Annotated in this window: 16 protein-coding genes; 7 read left to right on the top strand and 9 right to left on the bottom strand. The window is 65.7% G+C overall.

Annotated elements, in window-relative coordinates:
- The first annotated feature begins 41 nt into the window (after positions 1-41).
- Positions 42-1,019 carry a class II fructose-bisphosphatase gene (gene glpX / locus PVE73_RS15865; RefSeq protein ID WP_277367476.1) on the top strand — a complete coding sequence of 326 codons (978 nt, stop codon included), beginning with the start codon at positions 42-44 and terminating at the stop codon, positions 1,017-1,019.
- Positions 1,020-1,078: 59 nt separating this feature from the next.
- Positions 1,079-2,887 (top strand): single-stranded-DNA-specific exonuclease RecJ, encoded by a 1,809-nt coding sequence (gene recJ, locus PVE73_RS15860; protein ID WP_277367475.1) that lies wholly within the window; start codon positions 1,079-1,081, stop codon positions 2,885-2,887.
- Positions 2,888-2,924: 37 nt separating this feature from the next.
- Here the strand turns inward: recJ and PVE73_RS15855 are convergent, their stop codons facing one another.
- The 3 genes from PVE73_RS15855 to folE form a co-directional block, all read right to left on the bottom strand.
- Entirely contained in the window at positions 2,925-3,905 is a 981-nt protein-coding gene (locus PVE73_RS15855) for a patatin family protein (protein WP_277363172.1), read from the bottom strand.
- Between the two features lie 111 nt (positions 3,906-4,016).
- Positions 4,017-4,433 (bottom strand): phosphoribosyl-AMP cyclohydrolase, encoded by a 417-nt coding sequence (gene hisI, locus PVE73_RS15850; RefSeq protein WP_277363171.1) that lies wholly within the window; start codon positions 4,431-4,433, stop codon positions 4,017-4,019.
- Between the two features lie 3 nt (positions 4,434-4,436).
- Entirely contained in the window at positions 4,437-5,105 is a 669-nt protein-coding gene (folE, locus tag PVE73_RS15845) for a GTP cyclohydrolase I FolE (protein WP_277363170.1), read from the bottom strand.
- 231 nt (positions 5,106-5,336) lie between these two features.
- Here folE and PVE73_RS15840 point away from each other — a divergent pair, with 231 nt between their 5' ends.
- The 3 genes from PVE73_RS15840 to thrS all read left to right on the top strand — a co-directional run bounded on the left by PVE73_RS15840 (position 5,337) and on the right by thrS (position 8,191).
- A complete protein-coding gene (locus tag PVE73_RS15840) occupies positions 5,337-5,783 on the top strand; it encodes an iron-sulfur cluster assembly scaffold protein (protein WP_277363169.1) in 447 nt (148 codons plus the stop codon).
- A gap of 1 nt (position 5,784) precedes the next feature.
- Positions 5,785-6,114 carry a membrane protein insertion efficiency factor YidD gene (gene yidD, locus PVE73_RS15835; RefSeq protein ID WP_277363168.1) on the top strand — a complete coding sequence of 110 codons (330 nt, stop codon included), beginning with the start codon at positions 5,785-5,787 and terminating at the stop codon, positions 6,112-6,114.
- Between the two features lie 103 nt (positions 6,115-6,217).
- Positions 6,218-8,191 (top strand): threonine--tRNA ligase, encoded by a 1,974-nt coding sequence (gene thrS, locus PVE73_RS15830; RefSeq protein WP_277363167.1) that lies wholly within the window; start codon positions 6,218-6,220, stop codon positions 8,189-8,191.
- A 28-nt stretch (positions 8,192-8,219) separates the two neighbouring features.
- On the opposite strand, the gene PVE73_RS15825 is transcribed toward thrS, so the two are convergent.
- Positions 8,220-8,366 carry a hypothetical protein gene (locus PVE73_RS15825; RefSeq protein WP_277363166.1) on the bottom strand — a complete coding sequence of 49 codons (147 nt, stop codon included), beginning with the start codon at positions 8,364-8,366 and terminating at the stop codon, positions 8,220-8,222.
- Positions 8,367-8,377: 11 nt separating this feature from the next.
- Positions 8,378-9,331 (bottom strand): hypothetical protein, encoded by a 954-nt coding sequence (locus PVE73_RS15820; RefSeq protein WP_277363165.1) that lies wholly within the window; start codon positions 9,329-9,331, stop codon positions 8,378-8,380.
- 113 nt (positions 9,332-9,444) lie between these two features.
- On the opposite strand from PVE73_RS15820, the gene PVE73_RS15815 reads away from it, so the two are divergent.
- Positions 9,445-10,029 (top strand): nitroreductase, encoded by a 585-nt coding sequence (locus tag PVE73_RS15815; protein WP_277363164.1) that lies wholly within the window; start codon positions 9,445-9,447, stop codon positions 10,027-10,029.
- Positions 10,030-10,693: 664 nt separating this feature from the next.
- Here the strand turns inward: PVE73_RS15815 and PVE73_RS15810 are convergent.
- Together PVE73_RS15810 and PVE73_RS15805 are read right to left on the bottom strand one after the other, a co-directional pair.
- The gene (locus tag PVE73_RS15810) at positions 10,694-11,566 is read right to left on the bottom strand and encodes a CoA ester lyase (protein WP_277363163.1); all 873 of its coding nucleotides are present in this window, start codon (positions 11,564-11,566) and stop codon (positions 10,694-10,696) included.
- Entirely contained in the window at positions 11,566-12,018 is a 453-nt protein-coding gene (locus PVE73_RS15805; RefSeq protein WP_277363162.1) for a MaoC family dehydratase, read from the bottom strand. Before PVE73_RS15805 ends, PVE73_RS15810 begins: the two co-directional genes overlap by 1 nt.
- Before the next feature lie 123 nt (positions 12,019-12,141).
- Between PVE73_RS15805 and PVE73_RS15800 the strand changes: the two genes are divergently transcribed.
- The gene (locus tag PVE73_RS15800; protein WP_277363161.1) at positions 12,142-13,281 is read left to right on the top strand and encodes a DUF2336 domain-containing protein; all 1,140 of its coding nucleotides are present in this window, start codon (positions 12,142-12,144) and stop codon (positions 13,279-13,281) included.
- 93 nt (positions 13,282-13,374) lie between these two features.
- Here the strand turns inward: PVE73_RS15800 and parE are convergent, their stop codons facing one another.
- Together parE and gcvP are read right to left on the bottom strand one after the other, a co-directional pair.
- Complete coding sequence (gene parE / locus PVE73_RS15795) at positions 13,375-15,423, bottom strand: DNA topoisomerase IV subunit B (protein WP_277363160.1); 2,049 nt, start codon at positions 15,421-15,423, stop codon at positions 13,375-13,377.
- 198 nt (positions 15,424-15,621) lie between these two features.
- Positions 15,622-18,417: an aminomethyl-transferring glycine dehydrogenase gene (gcvP, locus tag PVE73_RS15790; RefSeq protein WP_277363159.1), complete on the bottom strand. Its 2,796-nt coding sequence runs from the start codon at positions 18,415-18,417 to the stop codon at positions 15,622-15,624.
- Between the last annotated feature and the right edge of the window lie 4 nt (positions 18,418-18,421).

The raw sequence follows: 18,421 nt of genomic DNA, 5'->3' as shown, positions 1-18,421 counted from the left end.
CCTTCGGCACGCTCATTTCCGGGAGAACAGGGATGACCTTCATGCCGAAAAGCCCCCATGCCGGCCTCGACCGGATTCTCACGCTCGAGCTCGTCCGCGTGACGGAACGGGCGGCCGTGGCGGCGGCGAGGCTGCGCGGGCGGGGCGATGAGAAGGCGGCCGACCAGGCCGCGGTGGATGCGATGCGTTCGGAACTGAACCGTCTGCCGATCAGCGGCACGGTGGTGATCGGCGAGGGTGAGCGCGACGAGGCGCCCATGCTCTATATCGGCGAGGAGGTGGGCGTGGGCGAGGGGCCGGATGTGGACATCGCCCTTGATCCGCTCGAAGGCACCACGATCTGCGCCAAGAACCTGCCCAACTCGCTGGCCGTGATCGCGATCGCCGAGCGCGGCAGCCTGCTCTACGCGCCTGATGTCTACATGGAGAAGATCGCCGTCGGACCGGGCTACCCGGAGGGAATCGTCGATCTCGACGCGCCGGCGGTGGAAAACATCGGGAACCTTGCCAAGGCGAAGGGCGTGCCGGTTTCGGAGATCACGGCCTGCATCCTTGATCGCCCGCGCCATGCGCGGCTCATCGAGGAGGTGCGCGACACCGGGGCGGCGATCCGGCTGATCGGCGACGGCGACGTGGCGGGCGTGATCCACACCACCGATCCCGACAACACGGGCATCGATATCTATCTCGGCATCGGCGGAGCGCCCGAGGGCGTGCTGGCAGCCGCCGCCCTTCGCTGCATCGGCGGCCAGATGCAGGGCCGTCTGCAGCTCAACACCGAGGAGAAGGTGGCGCGCGCGGCCAAAATGGGCATTTCGGATCCGGGCAAGGTCTACCGCATGGAGGAAATGGCGAGCGGCGACGTGCTCTTCGCCGCGAGCGGCGTGACCGACGGCAACCTCCTGTCCGGCGTCAAATTCGCCCGCGACTACATCCAGACACACACGATCGTCATGCGCTCCTCCTCCCGCACGGTGCGCGAGATCAAGGCGCGGCATCAAGATCTGGAAAAGTTCTGAATTTTCCCAATTCCGCCACTCAAAGGTCTATCCTGCACCAAAAGAGAACGGTGACGGGGTTGAGCGGCGAGAAACGGTATTTCCTGGGCGTGAAGGAATCGGCGCGCGGGGTGGGCTGGGAGCACCGGCTCGACCTGCGCGGCGAGAATCTCGCGCTCGGCATGGCGCAAAGCCATGGCATGCCGGAGATCGTCGCACGTGTACTGGCCGGTCGCGGCGTGCCTTCCGAAGACGCCGCGCGCTTCCTCGCCCCTTCGATCCGGGACTTGCTTCCGGATCCCGCAACCCTCACCGACATGGAAAAGGCCGCCCGCCGCCTCGCCGATGCGGCGGTCGCGGGTGAGCAGGTTGCGATCTTCGGCGACTACGATGTCGACGGCGCGGTCTCCTCAGCCATTCTGAAACGTTTCCTCGCCCATTACGGCGTGACGGCGGAGATCTATATCCCCGACCGCCTTTTCGAGGGCTACGGCCCCAATCCCGAAGCGATGCGTGAGCTGGTCCGCCGCGGCGCGCGCCTGATCGTCACGGTGGACTGCGGCACCAACAGCGGCCCGTCTATCGCCGCCGCCAACGAGATGGGCGCCGAGGTGGTGGTGCTCGACCACCACCAGGTCGGCGGCGCGCTGCCGGAGGCCGTCGCCGTCGTCAACCCCAACCGGGAGGACGATCTGTCGGGGCAGGGGCATCTGTGTGCTGCGGGCGTGGTCTTCCTGGCGCTCGTGCAGACGACTCGCATCCTGCGCGAGAAACTTGCCGCCACGCCGCCGCCTGACCTCCTCTCCATGCTCGACCTCGTGGCGCTGGCAACGGTCTGCGACGTCGTTCCGCTCATGGGCGTCAACCGGGCCTTCGTCGTGAAGGGGCTTCTGGCCGCCCGCCAGATGAAGACGCCTGGTCTTTCGGCGCTCGCTCGCGTCGCGCGCATCGGCGAGCCGCTCAATTGCCACCATCTGGGCTTTCTGCTCGGGCCCCGCATCAATGCGGGCGGGCGCATCGGCAATGCCGCACTCGGCAGCCTGCTGCTCGCAACGCAGGAACCCGGCGAGGCGGAGAACATCGCAGCCACGCTGGATCGGCTCAACCGGGAACGGCAGGAGATGGAAGCCGCGATGCTGGCCGAGGCGCGCGCGGAAGCCGACGCTGAATTGATGAGCGGGGCAGGGCCGGCCGTGCTGGTGACGGCAAGCGAGACGTGGCATCCGGGCATTGTCGGCCTCATCGCCTCGCGCCTGAAGGACCACGCACGCCGCCCGACCTTCGCCATCGCCTTCGACGCCAACGGCACGGGCACCGGCTCCGGCCGTTCCATCGCGGGCTTCGATCTTGGCCGGCTGGTGCGTGATGCCGTCTCCGAGGGACTCCTTGTCAAAGGCGGCGGGCATGCGATGGCTGCGGGCATTACGGTCGAGCGGAAGAAGCTCGGAGCGCTCCGCGCCTTCTTCGAGGAGAAGGCGGCGAGCGCGGTGTCGCTCCTGCGCGAGAGCGAGAGCCTGAAGATCGATGCCGCGCTCGCAGCCGACGGCGCGACGCTGGACCTTCTGGAAACGCTGGAGGCGGCGGGCCCCTATGGTTCGGGCCATCCGGCGCCCGTGCTCGCCCTGCCGCGCCATCGGCTGACGGATGCGAAGCTCGTGGGCAACGGCCACATCCGGGCCGACCTCCGGTCGCATTCCGGCGCGCGCCTTCAGGCAATCGCTTTCCGCGCCGCCGAGACCGAACTGGGGAATTTCCTCTTCGCCCATCGCGGCGCGACCCTGCACGTGGCGGGCCAACTCGCCGTCAACCACTGGAACGGCAGTCGCTCCGTGCAGTTCCGCATCACGGATGCGGCGAAGGACCAAGAAGCGACATCCAGGAAAAATTAGCCGCCGGTTTTCGGTTGGGAATCGCGAAACGAACCGTTCAGGTGAATACGGTGATCATCCGCTCCAGTTCGCCAAGCTGGGACTTGGTCGCCTCGTAGCCGATGCGGATCGCCTCTTCGGCGCGGTAGAATTCCGTGAGGCCGATATGGCCGAGCTTGGGCTGCAGGGAAAGGTCGGGCGGGTCGCCGGCCATGCGGGCGCGCGAGATGCGATCCTGGATGATGTTGAACGCCTCTACCATCACGCCCGTGATGCCGAGCCGCGCATCGTGCCGGCTCGGACCCCGGTCGACGACGAGAGGTGCTCTTTCTCCTTCGAGTGTCTTTCCTTCCTTCTCGGGCAGGTCGGCGCTGTGCCTTATGACCGCCGCGCGGCCGAAGACGTCGTAATGCAGGTTCACCGCCACCACGAGCGGCTGCTCGTAAGCCCGGCACACGGTGACCGGAACCGGGTTGACCAGCGCGCCGTCGATGAGCACACGGCCGTTGCAGACCACCGGCTCGAACACGCCGGGCAACGCATAGGAGGCGCGCATGGCCGTGATCAGGGATCCGCTGGAAATCCAGATCTCGTGGCCGGTGCGGATCTCCGCCGCCACGCAGACGAAAGGCTTGGGCAGGTCCTCGAAGGTGAGGCCGTTCAGGTGCTCCTGCATGCGTTGCGTAAGCTTCATGCCGCCGAAAAGACCGCTGCCGCGGAAATTGAGGTCGAGCAGGCCAAGGATGCGGCGGCGCGTCAGCGAACGGGCGAATTCCTCGAGCTGGTCCAGCTTGCCGGCGAGATAGCAGCCGCCGACGAGCGCGCCGATGGAGGTGCCGGCGATCATGGAGATCTTGATGCCCGCTTCGTCCAGCGCGCGCAGCACACCGATATGGGCCCAGCCGCGTGCGGCACCACCCCCCAGCGCCAGCGCGATGCCTCGGCCTTGGCCGATTTGAGGATGCGACATGGCGGGCGGTTTCATCGCGGGTTTTTCAGTGCTCTCGGTTTTTCCGCGCAGCGGCCCCCAGTCGAGCATCGCAATCTCCTGGTCCTGCGACAATGATGCCGCGGGTCCGTAATAAATTGATGAATGTGGGAACGAAAAGACCCGAAAAAGGAGACTTCCGCTCGTCCAAAAGCAATGATTTCACCTGTTTTCGGTCAGAATTGGGCGCCCGCCTTCCAGGCTTACATTCCGATAGAAGCAGGAGCGCCGGCCGGTGTGACAGGTTGCACCCCGGCCCGCCACGCGAACCTCGAGATGCACCGCGTCCTGATCGCAATCGGTGCTGATCCTCGTCACATGCTGCTCGTTGCCCGAGGTCTCGCCCTTCCTCCACAAGCTGGATCGGGAGCGCGACCAGTAGTGCGCGATGCCGGTTTCCAGCGTCTTCGCCAGCGCCTCGGCATTCATGTGGGCCACCATGAGCAGCGCGCCGTCATTCGCATCGGTGACGACGGCCGTGATCAGGCCCTGCGCATCGAAACGCGGCGTGAACGCTGTACCTTCCTCCAGATCGGATTTCTCGGCCGAAGGAGGGGCGAAACGAAGTTCTGCTTGCATATGTCAGCCCTTGCGGGGGTCGCGAACCATGGTGATGAAGCGAACCTGCTCCTCGGGCTGCGTCTTGAACCTGCCCGTGAAAGTGGTTGTGAGCGTGGTCGAACCCTGCTTGCGGATGCCGCGCATCGCCATGCACATATGCTCGGCTTCGATCATGACGGCGGCCCCGAGGGGCTTCAGCACATCCTGGATCGTGCTGGCAATCTGCGCCGTCATGGCTTCCTGCGTCTGCAGCCTTCGCGCGAAGATATCGACCACGCGCGCGATCTTCGAAAGGCCGACCACCTTGCCGTCCGGCAGATAGGCGATATGCGCCTTGCCGATGATCGGCACCATGTGATGCTCGCAGTGGGAGTGGAACGGGATGTCCTTGACGAGGACCATATCGTCATAGCCCGCAACCTCCTCGAAGGTGCGGCCCAACTCTTCCGCCGGGCAGAGATCATAACCGCCGAAGAGCTCCTGATAAGCCTTCGCCACGCGCGCCGGCGTTTCCCTGAGGCCTTCACGGTCGGGATCGTCGCCTGCCCAGCGCAGGAGCGTGCGCACGGCGGCTTCCGCCTCCTCGCGGCTCGGCCGGTCGGTCGCCGGCTTGTCGAGATAGGCCGGCTTCTCCGCCGGCGCGGTGTTCTGATCGGGCCGGGGCGGGAAATTCTTGATGATCGCGTCCATGTTAAGGCGTCTCCCGTAGCCCCTGCCGAGCAGGGGCGAGTTGAACGGTCACTGCCTTTCGCGGGTTGTTGGGAACTCAGTCCCGCCCGAAAGCGGCATGCGGTGCCGGCCGATCGGATACCCCGTCTTGCTCTCGGCCGGATACCCTCACTATATAGTTTTGGAACGGCGCAAATGAAAGTCACATGCGCGACAAGCCATGCTTGGTTCGCGCCGGCAGGCGGAAAATCCATGATCGATGACGTCTACAATGCAAAAATTCTTGGCTTTGCCGGAAATATCGGCCGTATCGGCCGGCTTGCGGATCCGGATGCCACCGCCACGGCGCACTCCAAGCTCTGCGGCTCGACGGTGACGGTGGATCTCAAAATGGCGGACGGCGTGGTGACCGACTTCGCCCATGAGGTGCGCGCCTGCGCGCTGGGCCAGGCCTCGTCCTCCATCATGGCGAGGAACGTGGTTGGCGCCAGCGCCGAGGAGCTTCGCGCAGTGCGGGAAGCCATGCGGCACATGCTGAAGGAAAACGGTCCGCCGCCGGAAGGCCGCTTCGCCGATCTGAAATATCTGGAACCCGTCCGCGACTACAAGGCGCGCCATGCTTCCACCATGCTCACCTTCGACGCGGTGGTGGACTGTATCGATCAGATCAAGCGCAAAGAGGCCGGCAAGGCCGCTTGATATGGCGGTTCCATCGGCAAAATATTCCCGAAACTGGTCCGGTCCCTGGCCGAAGACGCCGGGGCGGGTCTTCGGCACTGCTTTCGTGCGGCTATACCAGCTCACGCTCTCCGGCTTCATCGGCAATTCCTGCCGGCATTTTCCCACCTGCTCGGAATATGCCCATGAGGCGATCGCGCGTCATGGACTCTGGACAGGCGGCTGGATGAGCCTCTTCCGCGTCGTCCGCTGCGGGCCGGGCGGGACCCATGGCATCGATCCCGTTCCGGAGTCGCTCCAGCCGCGCCACAAATGGTGGGCGCCCTGGCGCTTGTGGCGCCTGAAGGCGTAGGCGCCTTCAGGTCTTTACGGCACGCCTCGATCTCGCTACATGCGACCCTGTTTGTCTTTTCACCACCCGCGTTCGTTGGCGGGACTGGATAAGGAGCATTTTCATGGCCGAGGCCGTTTCCCTGACATTTCCCGATGGCTCCGTCCGCGAGTTCCCCGCGGCGACGACCGGCGCGGCAATCGCCGAATCCATCTCGAAATCCCTTGCCAAGAAGGCCGTCGCCTATGCGCTCGACGGCACCTTGCGCGACCTTTCCGACCCGGTCGCCCGCAACGGCCGGATCGAGATCGTCACGCGCGAGGACCCGCGCGCGCTGGAGCTCATCCGCCACGATGCGGCCCATGTGCTGGCGGAGGCGGTGCAGGAATTGTGGCCGGGAACGCAGGTGACCATCGGCCCGGTGATCGAGAACGGCTTCTACTACGATTTCGCCCGCAACGAGCCCTTCACGCCGGACGACTTTCCCGCGATCGAGAAGAAGATGCGGGAGATCGTCGACCGCAACGAGCGCTTCCGCAAGGAAGTCTGGTCGCGCGAGAAGGCAAAACAGGTTTTCTCCGACAAGGGCGAGAGCTACAAGGTCGAGCTGATCGACGCCATTCCCGAGGGCGACGATCTCCGGATTTATTTCCAGGGCGACTGGTTCGATCTCTGCCGCGGGCCGCACATGGTCTCGACGGGGCAGATCGGCAAAGCCTTCAAGCTGATGAAGGTGGCCGGCGCCTATTGGCGCGGCGACGCCAACAACGCGATGCTGACCCGCATCTACGGCACCGCCTGGGCGGACCAGACGCAACTCGATGCCTATTTGCAGATGCTGGAGGAAGCGGAGAAGCGCGACCACCGTCGCCTCGGCCGCGAGATGGACCTGTTCCATTTCCAGGAGGAGGGGCCTGGCGTCGTCTTCTGGCATGCCAAGGGCTGGCGCATGTTCCAGAACCTCGTCTCCTATATGCGCCGCCGGCTGGACGGGGTCTATGAGGAGGTCAACGCGCCGCAGGTGCTCGACCATTCCCTGTGGCAGACCTCCGGCCATTGGGGCTGGTACAAGGAGAACATGTTCAAGGTGGAGTGCGCCGACGAGGAGGCGGAAGACAAGCGCACCTTCGCGCTGAAGCCGATGAACTGTCCCGGCCACGTGCAGATATTCAAGCACGGCTTGAAGTCCTACCGTGACCTGCCGATCCGGCTCGCCGAATTCGGTGTGGTCCACCGCTATGAGCCCTCAGGCGCCCTGCACGGGCTGATGCGCGTGCGCGGCTTCACGCAGGACGACGCGCACATCTTCTGCACGGAAGAGCAGCTTGCCGAGGAGTGCTTGAAGATCAACGATCTGATCCTCTCCACCTATGCCGATTTCGGTTTCGAGGAGATCCAGGTCTTCTTCTCGACGCGGCCTGAGAAGCGCGTGGGCTCGGATGCGCTCTGGGATCACGCGGAAGAGATCATGGGCGGCGTCCTGAAGCAGATCGCGGAGCGGTCGGGCGGCCGCATCAAGACGGCGATCAATCCCGGCGACGGCGCCTTCTACGGGCCGAAATTCGACTATGTGCTGAGGGATGCCATCGGCCGTGAGTGGCAGTGCGGCACGACGCAGGTCGATTTCAACCTGCCGGAGCGCTTCGGCGCCTTCTATATCGACAAGGATTCGGAGAAGAAGCAGCCGGTGATGGTCCACCGCGCCATCTGCGGCTCGATGGAGCGCTTCCTCGGCATCCTGATCGAGAACTATGCCGGGCACTTCCCGCTGTGGTTCGCACCGCTGCAGGTGGTGGTGGCGACGATCACCTCCGACGCGGACGAGTATGCGGAAGAGGTGGTGCGCAAGCTCAAGGCGGCGGGGCTCATCGCCGAAGCCGATCTGCGCAACGAGAAGATCAACTACAAGGTGCGCGAGCACTCGCTTGCCAAGGTGCCGGTGATCCTCGTCTGCGGCAAGCGCGAGGCGGAAGAGGGCACGGTGAACATGCGCCGGCTCGGCAGCCGCGACCAGGCTTCGCTGGCACTGGAGGCGGCGGTGGCGCAGCTTTCCGAAGAGGCAACGCCGCCGGACGTCCAACGCGCACGGGCGGAGTAAAGGGCGCCGGCTTCGGCCGGCGCTTTCCTCAGATGCCGCAGAGGGGAAAGCCGCGATCGAATATGCCGCAAGGCGGCCGGTCCGTCGTGGCACAGGCGTTGAGCCCGATCGACAGGAAAGCCGCCCCGAGAGCCAGTGTCAGGCCAAGCAGGATTCTTGAACGTCGGCTCCGCATGTCGCTCGTTCCTATTCGGAAAGCTCCTCGGCGTTTGGCGGCGCGAGATCATCCGGCAAAAGCTCGACATCCTGCTTCTGTCCCGGCGTCACCGTGAAGTCACGCTGATAGATGCGGTCGCGGTTCTTGGCCACGATCGTATAGTCGCCCTCGGGAAGGACCGTGGAGGCATAGGCGCCTACCGTGTCCATGACGATTTCACCCGTCTCGGTCAGGATGGACCAGGCGGTATCGGCGATCGCCTCGCCGCCCGGCTCGCGAACGAGCTTCAGCGTCACCTCCGCGGCCCTGTGCTCGACCGTGGCTTCCGTCAGCTCTCCGGCCTCGACGCGGATATCGGAGCGGATGACGGCGATCGGGCCGTAATTGGAGACGACGTGATAGGTGCCGGCATTGAGCCGCACCACCGCATTCGGCCGCACATTGGGCACGATCAGCGGACGCTCTCCGGTGGCGTCCGGCTCGGCCTCGTAGATGGAAAAGCGCAACTCCTCCTCGGGAATGCGGATGTCGCCGGGAAGCACCGCGTCGAGCTTCAGGCCGCCGGCATCGAGCACCAGGCTCTCGCGCTCCGCCCCGCTGCCCACCACCGTGATGCGCTTGGTGGCGCCTGCACGGCCGTAAGCCGCGTGGACGAGATAGCTGCCCGGCGCGAGCGCGAAGGCGCTGGTCCCGCCGTTCGCGGTCGCCACCAATGGCAGCTTGCCATCCGGGCCGGGCTCGGGCGAAAAGACCCGCCAGATGAGGCCGCGCGGGATTTCGGGCGACTCCTCGGTGAGCTGTGCGGAAAGGACGACTTCGGCGGTCTTGGCCAGGGCGACGGGCGTCTGTGTCTCGGGTGCCGCATATTCACTGAGACCCGGCAACTTGAGGCTGTCGGCGATGTCGTCCTGAGCCAGGGCGGGGCTTGCCGCGAGACCTGCAAGGAACGAGATGAGGATGATTCGTCTGACTGCCAACCACATGCTTGCCTTGAACCCCAAGGCGGTGGCAATTTCAAGGCTGTAGCCAGTGCGGGCCTTGTCTCGCCAGCGACGAAGGCCGTCCGGCCGCTTTTTCCACCACAGGAGAGTGTTTCTTGACCAATGCGGTGATCGATCTTTTGCTTGCGCGCCGTTCCGCGCCCATCCACGAGCTTGCGGCGCCGGCGCCGTCCGACGGCGAGCTCGATACGATCCTGCGCGCCGCCACGCGCGTGCCGGACCATGGCATGCTGACGCCGTGGCGCTTCATTCTCTATCGCGGCGAGGCGCGGGACAAAGCCGGGCGGATGCTGGCCGATCTCGCGGAGGAACGTGAGGGACCGCTGAACGAGGCGCGCCGCCAGCAGGAATTGACGCGGTTCTCGCGCGCGCCGCTCGTCATCGGGGTGATCTCCAGCCCGAAGGAAAACATCAAGATCCCGCAGTGGGAGATGTTCCTTTCGGGCGGCATGGTGGCCATGAACCTCATCATCGCCGCCGAGGCGCTGGGCTATCGCACGAACCTGATCACCAACTGGTATTCGGACGTGGAAGAGGGCCGGCGCATCCTGGGGCTGGCGCCGCATGAACGCGTGGTGGGCTTCGTCCATATCGGCAAGCACCCGGGCGGGGTGCCGGATCGCCCCCGGCCGGACGTGGCAGGCCTCGTCAGCGAATATGAAGGGCCGTGGGAGGCTTGAGTTTCGGGCCACGTGGAAGGCAGGCTCCTGGTTGCGGATGTACTTCACCGTCGCCACGCCCGCTTTCGCGTCTGGCCATTGATTGGTTTGGGAAGCGGGGCGCACTGTTCACGCCACAAAATTAAAAAAGGCGCTCCCAATGCGCCCCGCCGGAGTCTGTCCCGACCTCGGCCGGTCACTCGGACCCTTCTCCTTCCCGGCTGCACCCAATGAAGGGGGTGGTCTCTGCCGGGCCGAAGGAGAGCCCTAGCGGCTTCTCCGCGGTTTCCGCGATGCTGTCTCTCACCCAGCATCCGTTTTTCCGGAAACGGCGTCTGTCACCCACCGCCCCGGCACCGCCGGCCTGTCGCGGGCCCTCGGATCCCCGGGTTCCGATCCTGGGGAGGGAGGTTTCCGCCGCCCTCCCGAACACCCGGTGCGCATCCGGTTCCCGCGAGAGCGATGGGGAAAGAATAAACCGGGCTAAGAGGGTGGGGAGAAAAACAACGTGTTTTTGTTGATGGTGAATAGTGGATGGTGAATGAGAACAAAGGGTTGGCAGCAAAAGATAAACTCAAAGAGGCGAATTCCATTCCCGTTTGGATCGTGGAGTGCGGGCGCGGCATCGGCTCTCTTCCATCGCCCGCGACGCCAACGGATCCCATCCCACGGGCTGAACCAGACCCTAGGTCAGCCCTGCAAGGCGGGCGCGCGCCAGGATGCGCTCGGCGCGCAGGAGATGCGGCCGGTCGACCATCGCGCCATCCACGCTCGCCACGCCGGTTTCTCCCGCATCCGCGAAGGCGGCGACCACCCGGCGGGAATGGTCGACAGCCTCCTCCGATGGTGTGAAAGCGGCGTTGATGACGGGAACCTGCGCCGGATGGATCGCCATCTTCGCAGTGAAGCCGTCACGCTCGGCCTCGTCGCAGTCGCGCGAAAAGGCTTTCAGGTCCCGGAAGGCCGGGAAAACCGTGTCGACCGCCGGCACGCCCGCCGCACTTGCAGCCAGGAGGGTGACGGAGCGGGCGAGCGCGAAAGCGCCGGTATAGCGGCCGGTCTCGTCGCGTGCCGTCCGAGCGCCGATTTCGGCGGACAGATCCTCCGCACCCCAGGTGAGGCCCGAGAGACGCCTGCTCGAGCCCGCAAACGTGCCGGCGGCGAAGACGGCTTTCGCGGTTTCCGTGACGATGGGCAGGATGCGCGTTGCACCGTCTGCGATATCGTTCTCCGCTTCGTGCACCCTCAGCTTTGCCGAAAGCAGGGTGACGTCCTGTCCGCCCTCCGCCTTCGGCAGCATGATTCCGTGGGGACGGGCGGGCACGACGGCGGCAAGATCATCGTCGGTCAGTCCGGTCGAGAGCGCGTTCACGCGCACATAGAGGAGGGCAGGGGATTTCTGTTTCATGAGGAAGCCGGCGGCGATTCGGCGCGCTTCCTCCTTCCGCGACGGGGCGACGGAATCCTCCAGATCGAGAATCAGCACATCGGCGCCCGATTCCAGCGCTTTTTCAAGCTTGCGCTCAGAATCCGCCGGCACGAAAAGGAGCGAGCGCATCAGGCCGGCCTCTTCACGATCATCGCCTGCCGCAGGCAGCGCGCCACCAGGACGTCGGCCTGGTTGAAGGCGCGATGTTCGAAATCCACGATGCCCCGGTCCGGCTTGGAGCGGGATTCGCGCACGCCCTTCACCTCCGTTTCCACCCGCAGCGTGTCGCCGTGGAAGAGGGGATGCGGAAAAACCGTTTCCGTCATGCCGAGATTGGCGATGGTGGTGCCGAGCGTGGTGTCGTGCACGGAAATGCCGATCATGAGGCCCAGCGTGAAGAGGGAATTGACGAGAGGCTTGCCCCACTCCGACTTCTTCGCGAACTCGAAATCGATGTGCAGCGGCTGCGGGTTCAGCGTCATTACCGAGAAGAGCATGTTGTCACTCTCGGTGACCGTCTTGCGCAGGGGGTGATGGAACACCTGTCCCGGCGTGAAGTCTTCGAGGTAGAGGCCCGCCATCTAGTCTCCCTTTTTCGATGGGCCATTCTATCGGGGCCGGGCCGGCCTGCAAGCTGCCGTTATGGTAAACGATTTCTATACGAACAGCCGCTAGGCTCGATTCTCTCAGGCGGAGAACGGGCAGTGTCGGTCGTCCAATATTTCCTCAAATGGATCCCAAGGGCAAAGGTGTCGGAGCGCGTGCCGGCGGCGGCTGCCCTCGCGCGGGCCTATCTGCGCGGCGATCTTCCCTTCGAGGAGCGTCTGGCCGCGGAAGCCGCGCTCACGCTGCTGGCGGACGATCCTTCGCCCCAGGTGCGCCTTGCACTTGCGGAGGCCCTCTCGCTCAGCCACAAAGCGCCCGCCCAGGTGGTTGCGGCGCTTGCAGGCGACCAGCCCGAAGTGGCCGCGCCCATCCTCATCCGCTCGCCGATCCTCTCCGATGTCGATCTGGTCGACCTTGTCGCGATGGGCTGTGCGAAAATCCAGGCGCTGATCGCCTCTCGCCCGTCGGTTTCCATGGCGGTCTCGGCCGCGGTGGCTGAGGTTGGGGAGGTGGATGCCTGTCTCGCCCTCCTGCGCAATGGCGGCGCGCAGATCGCCGGTCTGAGCTTCCGCCGCATGATCGAACGCCACGGAGCCCATGCCGCAATGCGCGCCGCGCTGACGGGCGACCGCCGCCTGCCTTCCGATTGCCGCCATCTGCTTCTGGTCCGGGCTGGAGCAGCGCTCTCCTCCGCGCCGTTCGTCCTCGCGCTGGTGGGGCACGAGCGTGCGGAGAAGCTGACGCGGGAGGCTTGCATCCGGGCGTCGATCACGCTCGTGGATGCCACTGCAACCAATGAGCATTCCGCGCTGGTGGAACATCTCCGGCTGCGCGGGGAACTGACCTCCGGCTTCCTCGTGCGCGCGGTGGCGCATGGAAAGATCGACTTCTTCGCCGCCGCGCTCGTGGCCCTGACCGGCGCGCGCGCGGCGCGCGTGCACTCCATCCTGTCCGGCGGCAGGGACGGGGCGGTGAAGGCGCTTCTCGGCAAGGCCGGGCTCAAGCAGGTGACGCATCTGCCGATCGTCGCGGCACTGAAGATCTGGCGGCAGGTCGCCAATGCCGAACGGATCGCCGGCCCTCAGGAGGCCACCTGGCACATGCTGAAGGCACTGGAAGCGGACGCAGCGGCGATGGGAACCCCGACGGGCACGGCACTTGCCGGCCTGCTCCGGCGCATCCACCTGGAGGCGCTGCGGGAAAACGCGCGGCAGCAGGCGCAGGCGCTGGCGGCGTGATGAGAGCGAATAGGGAGTAGCGAATAGCGAATAGGGAGTTGGTGGGAAGCGAGTGGTTTCCCTATTCGCTACTCTCTATTCGCTACTCGCTCTTCAGATATCCAGCTCCTCCACGAACTCCGCATTCTCCTGGATGAACCGGAATCGGGCTTCGGGCTTGGTGCCCATCAGTGCGTCGACGGCGCTGCTCGTGGCCTCCGGTGTATCGAGCACCTCCACCCGCAGCAGCGTGCGCAGCTTCGGGTTCATGGTGGTTTCCTTGAGCTGCGCCGGCATCATTTCGCCCAGGCCCTTGAAGCGGCCGATCTCGATCTTTCCGCGCCCGGTGAACTCGGTGGCAAGCAGTTCGTCCTTGTGGACGTCGTCTCGCGCATACATGGTCTTGCCGCCCTGGGTGATGCGGTAGAGCGGCGGCACGGCGAGGAAGAGATGGCCGTTCGTGATGAGCTGCGGCATTTCCTGGTAGAAGAAGGTGATGAGGAGCGAGGCGATGTGCGCGCCGTCCACGTCTGCGTCCGTCATGATGATGACGCGCTCGTAGCGCAGGTCGTCGTCGCGGTATTTGGCGCGCGTGCCGCAGCCGAGCGCCTGGATGAGATCGGTGATCTGCTGGTTGGCGGCGAGCTTGCCCGAGCCGGCGCTGGCGACGTTGAGTATCTTGCCGCGCAGGGGAAGGACGGCTTGCGTGGCACGGTCGCGCGCCTGCTTGGCCGAGCCGCCGGCCGAATCGCCTTCGACGATGAAGATTTCCGCCCCGGTCGCCGCCCCCACCGTGCAGTCGGCGAGCTTGCCCGGAAGGCGCAGCTTGCGCACGGCGGACTTGCGGCTCACCTCCCTTTCCTGGCGGCGCTTGAGGCGCTCGTCGGCGCGCGCGATCACCCAGTCGAGCAGTTTGGAGGCCTCGGCCGGATTGTCGGCGAGCCAATGATCGAAGGGATCGCGCACCGCGTTCTCGACGATGCGCACGGCCGCGGCGGTGGCGAGCTTGTCCTTGGTCTGGCCGACGAACTCCGGCTCGCGCACGAAGACGGAGAGCATGCCGGCGGCCGAGATCATCACGTCCTCGGCGGTGATGATGGAGGCGCGCTTGTTGCCGGTGAGATCGGCATAGGCGCGCAAGCCTTTCAGCAGCGCCGTGCGGAATCCCATCTCGTGCGTACCGCCCTCGGGCGTCGGGATCGTGTTGCAGTAGGAGTTGAGGAAGCCATCGCCGCCATACCAGCTCACGGCCCACTCCACCGCGCCATGGCCGCCCTGCTTCTCGGTGCGGCCGGCGAAAGCCTCCTTCGTGACCTGGAATTCGCCGTCGATGGAGGCAGCGAGATAGTCCTTGAGGCCGCCGGGGAAGTGGAAGACGGCCTTTTCCGGCGTTTCGTCCTTCTCCTTCAGAAGCGAGGGCGCGCAATTCCAGCGGATTTCCACGCCGCCGAAGAGATAGGCCTTGGAACGCGTCATCCGGTAGAGGCGGGCGGGCTCGAACCTGGCGGCCGCGCCGAAGATCTGCGGGTCCGGCTTGAAGCGCGTGCGCGTGCCGCGCCGGTTGTGCACCTCGCCCAGGCTTTCGAGCGGGCCGAGCGGCGTGCCGCGCGAAAAGCGCTGGCGGTAGAGCTGGCGGCCGCGCGCGACCTCCACTTCGAGCATCTCGGAGAGCGCGTTGACGACCGACACGCCCACGCCGTGCAGGCCGCCGGAGGTCTCGTAGACCTTGGAATCGAATTTGCCGCCCGAGTGCAGCGTCGTCATGATGACTTCGAGGGCGGACTTGTCCTTGAACTTGGGGTGCGGGTCGATCGGGATGCCGCGGCCGTTGTCGGTGACGGTGAGGAAACCGTCCTCGGAAATCTCCACCTCGATGAAGGACGCATGCCCGGCGACGGCCTCGTCCATGGAGTTGTCGATCACCTCGGCGAAGAGGTGGTGCAGCGCCTTGTCGTCCGTGCCGCCGATATACATGCCCGGCCGCCGGCGCACGGGCTCCAGCCCTTCCAGCACCTCGATGTCGGCGGCGCTGTAGCCCTCGCTCGCATCGCGCGGGGAGGGCGCACGCTGCGCCTTGCGCGTGGGGGCAACCGGGTCCGGCTGCTTGACGCGCTCCGCGCTGGAGGAGCCGAGTTTTGCAAAGAGGTCGTTGGTGTCGTCCATGGAAATTGCTCTTCCCCTACGCGCCCACGAATCACATCGAGTTTGCCATGCTTTTCATGGCAAAGCGAAGGCCGTTCCGGTTCCGTTCAGTGGTTGTGGACGGGCTCTTAACCGAAGAACCGCCTCTCGCCAACCCGATAATGCGGTGCGCCTGTTAACAGGAGCGCACCGCATTCGTTAACGATCGCGGGCGAGGGCTCAACTCGCCAGCGCCTCCATGGGCGGGCAGGCGCAGACGAGGTTGCGGTCACCAGCCACATTGTCCACGCGGGAGACGGGCGGCCAGTATTTCGCGGCCCAATCCATGCTGCCGGACGGGAAGGCGGCCTCGGCGCGGGAATAGGGGTGGGACCACGTGTCGGCGATCAGCTCGGCCGCGGTATGCGGCGCGTTGACGAGCGGATTGTCGTCCTTCGGCCATTCGCCCTTCTCCACGCGCTCGGCCTCGCGGGCGATGGAGATCATCGCGTCGCAGAAGCGGTCGAGCTCGCCCTTGGGCTCGGATTCGGTGGGCTCCACCATCAGCGTGCCCGCCACCGGCCACGACATTGTGGGTGCATGGAAGCCGTAGTCGATAAGACGCTTGGCGATATCCTCGACCCCGATGCCCGCGCGCTCCTTGAAGATGCGGGTATCGAGGATGCATTCATGCGCTACGCGATCGTTGCGGCCCCTGTAGAGCACCGGATAGTGCGCCTTGAGCCGCTCGGCGATGTAGTTGGCATTGAGGATCGCCATCTCCGTCGCGCGTTTCAGGCCGGCGGCGCCCATCATGCGGATATACATCCAGGTGATGGGAAGGATCGACGCGCTGCCGAAGGGCGCCGCGGCCACCGCATGGGCCGAGCCGAGTTCCACATGGCCGGGAAGGAAGGGCTTCAGGTGCTCCTTCACGCCTATGGGGCCGACGCCCGGCCCGCCGCCGCCATGGGGGATGCAGAAGGTCTTGTGCAGGTTCATGTGGCAGACATCCGCGCCGAGATCGCCGGGGCGCGCCAGACCCACGAGCGCGTTCAGATTCGCGCCGTCGAGATAAACCTGCCCGCCATGCTCGTGGACGAGCGCGCACATGTCGCGCACGCCCTCCTCGAACACGCCGTGTGTGGAGGGATAGGTGATCATGAGGGCGGCGAGCCGGCTGGAATGCTCCGCCGCCTTGGCTTTCAGATCCTCCACGTCGATATCGCCGTGATCCGTGCAGCGCACGACGATGACGCGCATGCCGGCCATGGCGGCCGACGCCGGGTTGGTGCCATGCGCGGAAGAGGGGATGAGGCAGACGTCGCGCTCAGCCGCGCCCCGCTCGCGGTGATAGCGGCGGATGGCGAGAAGCCCGGCATATTCGCCCTGGCTGCCGGCATTGGGCTGCAGCGACACGGCATCGAAGCCTGTGATCTCGGAAAGCCAGCCCTCGAGCTCCGCGATCATGCGGCGGTAGCCTCCGGTGTGTGCTGCGGGCGCGAAGGGATGGAGCCCGTTCACCTCCGGCCAGCTCACCGGCATCATCTCGGCGGCGGCGTTGAGCTTCATGGTGCAGGAGCCGAGCGGGATCATCGCCCGGTCGAGCGCCAGGTCCTTGTCGGCGAGCCGGCGCAGGAAGCGCATCATCTCCGTTTCCGAGCGGTTCTCGTGGAAGACCGGCTGCGTGAGGAAGTGCTTTCCGCGCGCCGCGGCGGGTGCAAGGGCAGGAGCTTCGGTGGGCACGGAAACGTTGAAAAGGCCGGCGATGACCTCAAGGTCGGCCTCGGTCGACGTCTCGTCGAAGGTGATGCCCACGCGGTCGGCATCGATGACGCGGAGAACGCGGCCGGTCCTCTCCGCCTCGGCGGCGATGACTTCCGCCTTTCCAGGAACGGTGACCGTGACGGTATCGAAAATCCTGCCTCCGGCGAGCTCGAAGCCGGCGGCCTTGAACCCCGCATGAAGCCGCACGGCAAGGCCATGCACATGGCCGGCCATGGCCTTGAGGCCCTCCGGCCCGTGCCAGATCGCATAGGCTGCCGCCATGTTGGCGAGCAGCGCCTGCGCGGTGCAGATATTGGAGGTGGCCTTGTCGCGGCGGATATGCTGCTCCCGGGTCTGGAGCGCCAGGCGGTAGCCGGGGCGGCCATGGGCATCGGTCGACTGGCCGACGAGACGGCCGGGCATGAGGCGGGTCAGCCGGTCGGAGACGGCGCAATAGGCCGCATGCGGCCCGCCGAATCCCATCGGCACGCCGAAACGCTGCATGGAACCGACGGCGATCTCCGCACCCAGGTCGGCCGGCGTCCGGCTGAGCACGAGCCCAAGCGGGTCGGCCACGAAGATGACGATGACATCTCTCTTCTTCGCCTCGCGGATGATTTCGGCATGATCGCCATAGACCCCGTAGGTATCACCCCATGGGATGATGAGCGCGAAGGTATCGTCGTCGAGTTCGCTGCCGCGTGCGATCCCGATGCCGAGCGGCTCGGCACGGGTCGCGACCACGTCGCGGGTCTGCGGATCGAGCGCGCCGGCGACGACGAGCCTGTTGCGCCTGCTCTTGTGGTGGCGCCAGGCGATGCCGACGGCCTCGGCCGCAGCCGATGCCTCGTCGAGGAGCGAGGCGGATGCGACAGGCAGGCCGGTCAGCTCCGCCACGAGGGTCTGGAAATGGAAGAGCATCTCCAGCCGGCCCTGGCTGATCTCCGACTGGTAGGGCGTGTAGGCCGTGTACCAGGCCGGGTTCTCGAACAGGTTCCGCTGGATGACCGGCGGCACGTGGCAGCCGTGATAGCCCGCGCCGATGAAGCTCTTCAGAACCTTATTGTCACGCATGTAGTCTTGCAGCCCGGCCAGGGCCTCGGCCTCGCTCGCCGCCTCCGGCAGATCGAGCGGGCGGTCGAGGCGGATCGACTTCGGCACGGCCTGGCTGATCAGCGTCTCGAGCGACGGCATGCCGAGGGAGGCGAGCATCGCCTTCGTCTCGTCGCTGCGTGGGCCGATATGGCGGGTGGAGAAGGGTACGGTCATAGAA

The organism is Chelativorans sp. AA-79 (assembly GCF_029457495.1).
GTDB lineage: Bacteria > Pseudomonadota > Alphaproteobacteria > Rhizobiales > Rhizobiaceae > Chelativorans.
The sequence above is the reverse complement of the archived record's forward strand: the minus strand, read 5'-3'. Positions and strand labels throughout refer to the sequence as shown.

Excerpts from the sequence above, each read along its gene's own strand:
- PVE73_RS15825 (WP_277363166.1), bottom strand. The coding sequence starts at position 8,366 with ATGCGGAGCCGACGTTCAAGAATCCTGCTTGGCCTGACACTGGCTCTC.
- yidD (WP_277363168.1), top strand. The coding sequence starts at position 5,785 with ATGGCGGTTCCATCGGCAAAATATTCCCGAAACTGGTCCGGTCCCTGG.
- parE (WP_277363160.1), bottom strand. The coding sequence starts at position 15,423 with ATGGACGACACCAACGACCTCTTTGCAAAACTCGGCTCCTCCAGCGCG.
- PVE73_RS15805 (WP_277363162.1), bottom strand. The coding sequence starts at position 12,018 with ATGGCGGGCCTCTACCTCGAAGACTTCACGCCGGGACAGGTGTTCCAT.
- thrS (WP_277363167.1), top strand. The coding sequence starts at position 6,218 with ATGGCCGAGGCCGTTTCCCTGACATTTCCCGATGGCTCCGTCCGCGAG.
- folE (WP_277363170.1), bottom strand. The coding sequence starts at position 5,105 with ATGGACGCGATCATCAAGAATTTCCCGCCCCGGCCCGATCAGAACACC.
- gcvP (WP_277363159.1), bottom strand. The coding sequence starts at position 18,417 with ATGACCGTACCCTTCTCCACCCGCCATATCGGCCCACGCAGCGACGAG.
- PVE73_RS15840 (WP_277363169.1), top strand. The coding sequence starts at position 5,337 with ATGATCGATGACGTCTACAATGCAAAAATTCTTGGCTTTGCCGGAAAT.
- PVE73_RS15810 (WP_277363163.1), bottom strand. The coding sequence starts at position 11,566 with ATGCGCTCGCTCCTTTTCGTGCCGGCGGATTCTGAGCGCAAGCTTGAA.
- glpX (WP_277367476.1), top strand. The coding sequence starts at position 42 with ATGCCGAAAAGCCCCCATGCCGGCCTCGACCGGATTCTCACGCTCGAG.
- PVE73_RS15820 (WP_277363165.1), bottom strand. The coding sequence starts at position 9,331 with ATGTGGTTGGCAGTCAGACGAATCATCCTCATCTCGTTCCTTGCAGGT.
- hisI (WP_277363171.1), bottom strand. The coding sequence starts at position 4,433 with ATGCAAGCAGAACTTCGTTTCGCCCCTCCTTCGGCCGAGAAATCCGAT.
- PVE73_RS15855 (WP_277363172.1), bottom strand. The coding sequence starts at position 3,905 with ATGCTCGACTGGGGGCCGCTGCGCGGAAAAACCGAGAGCACTGAAAAA.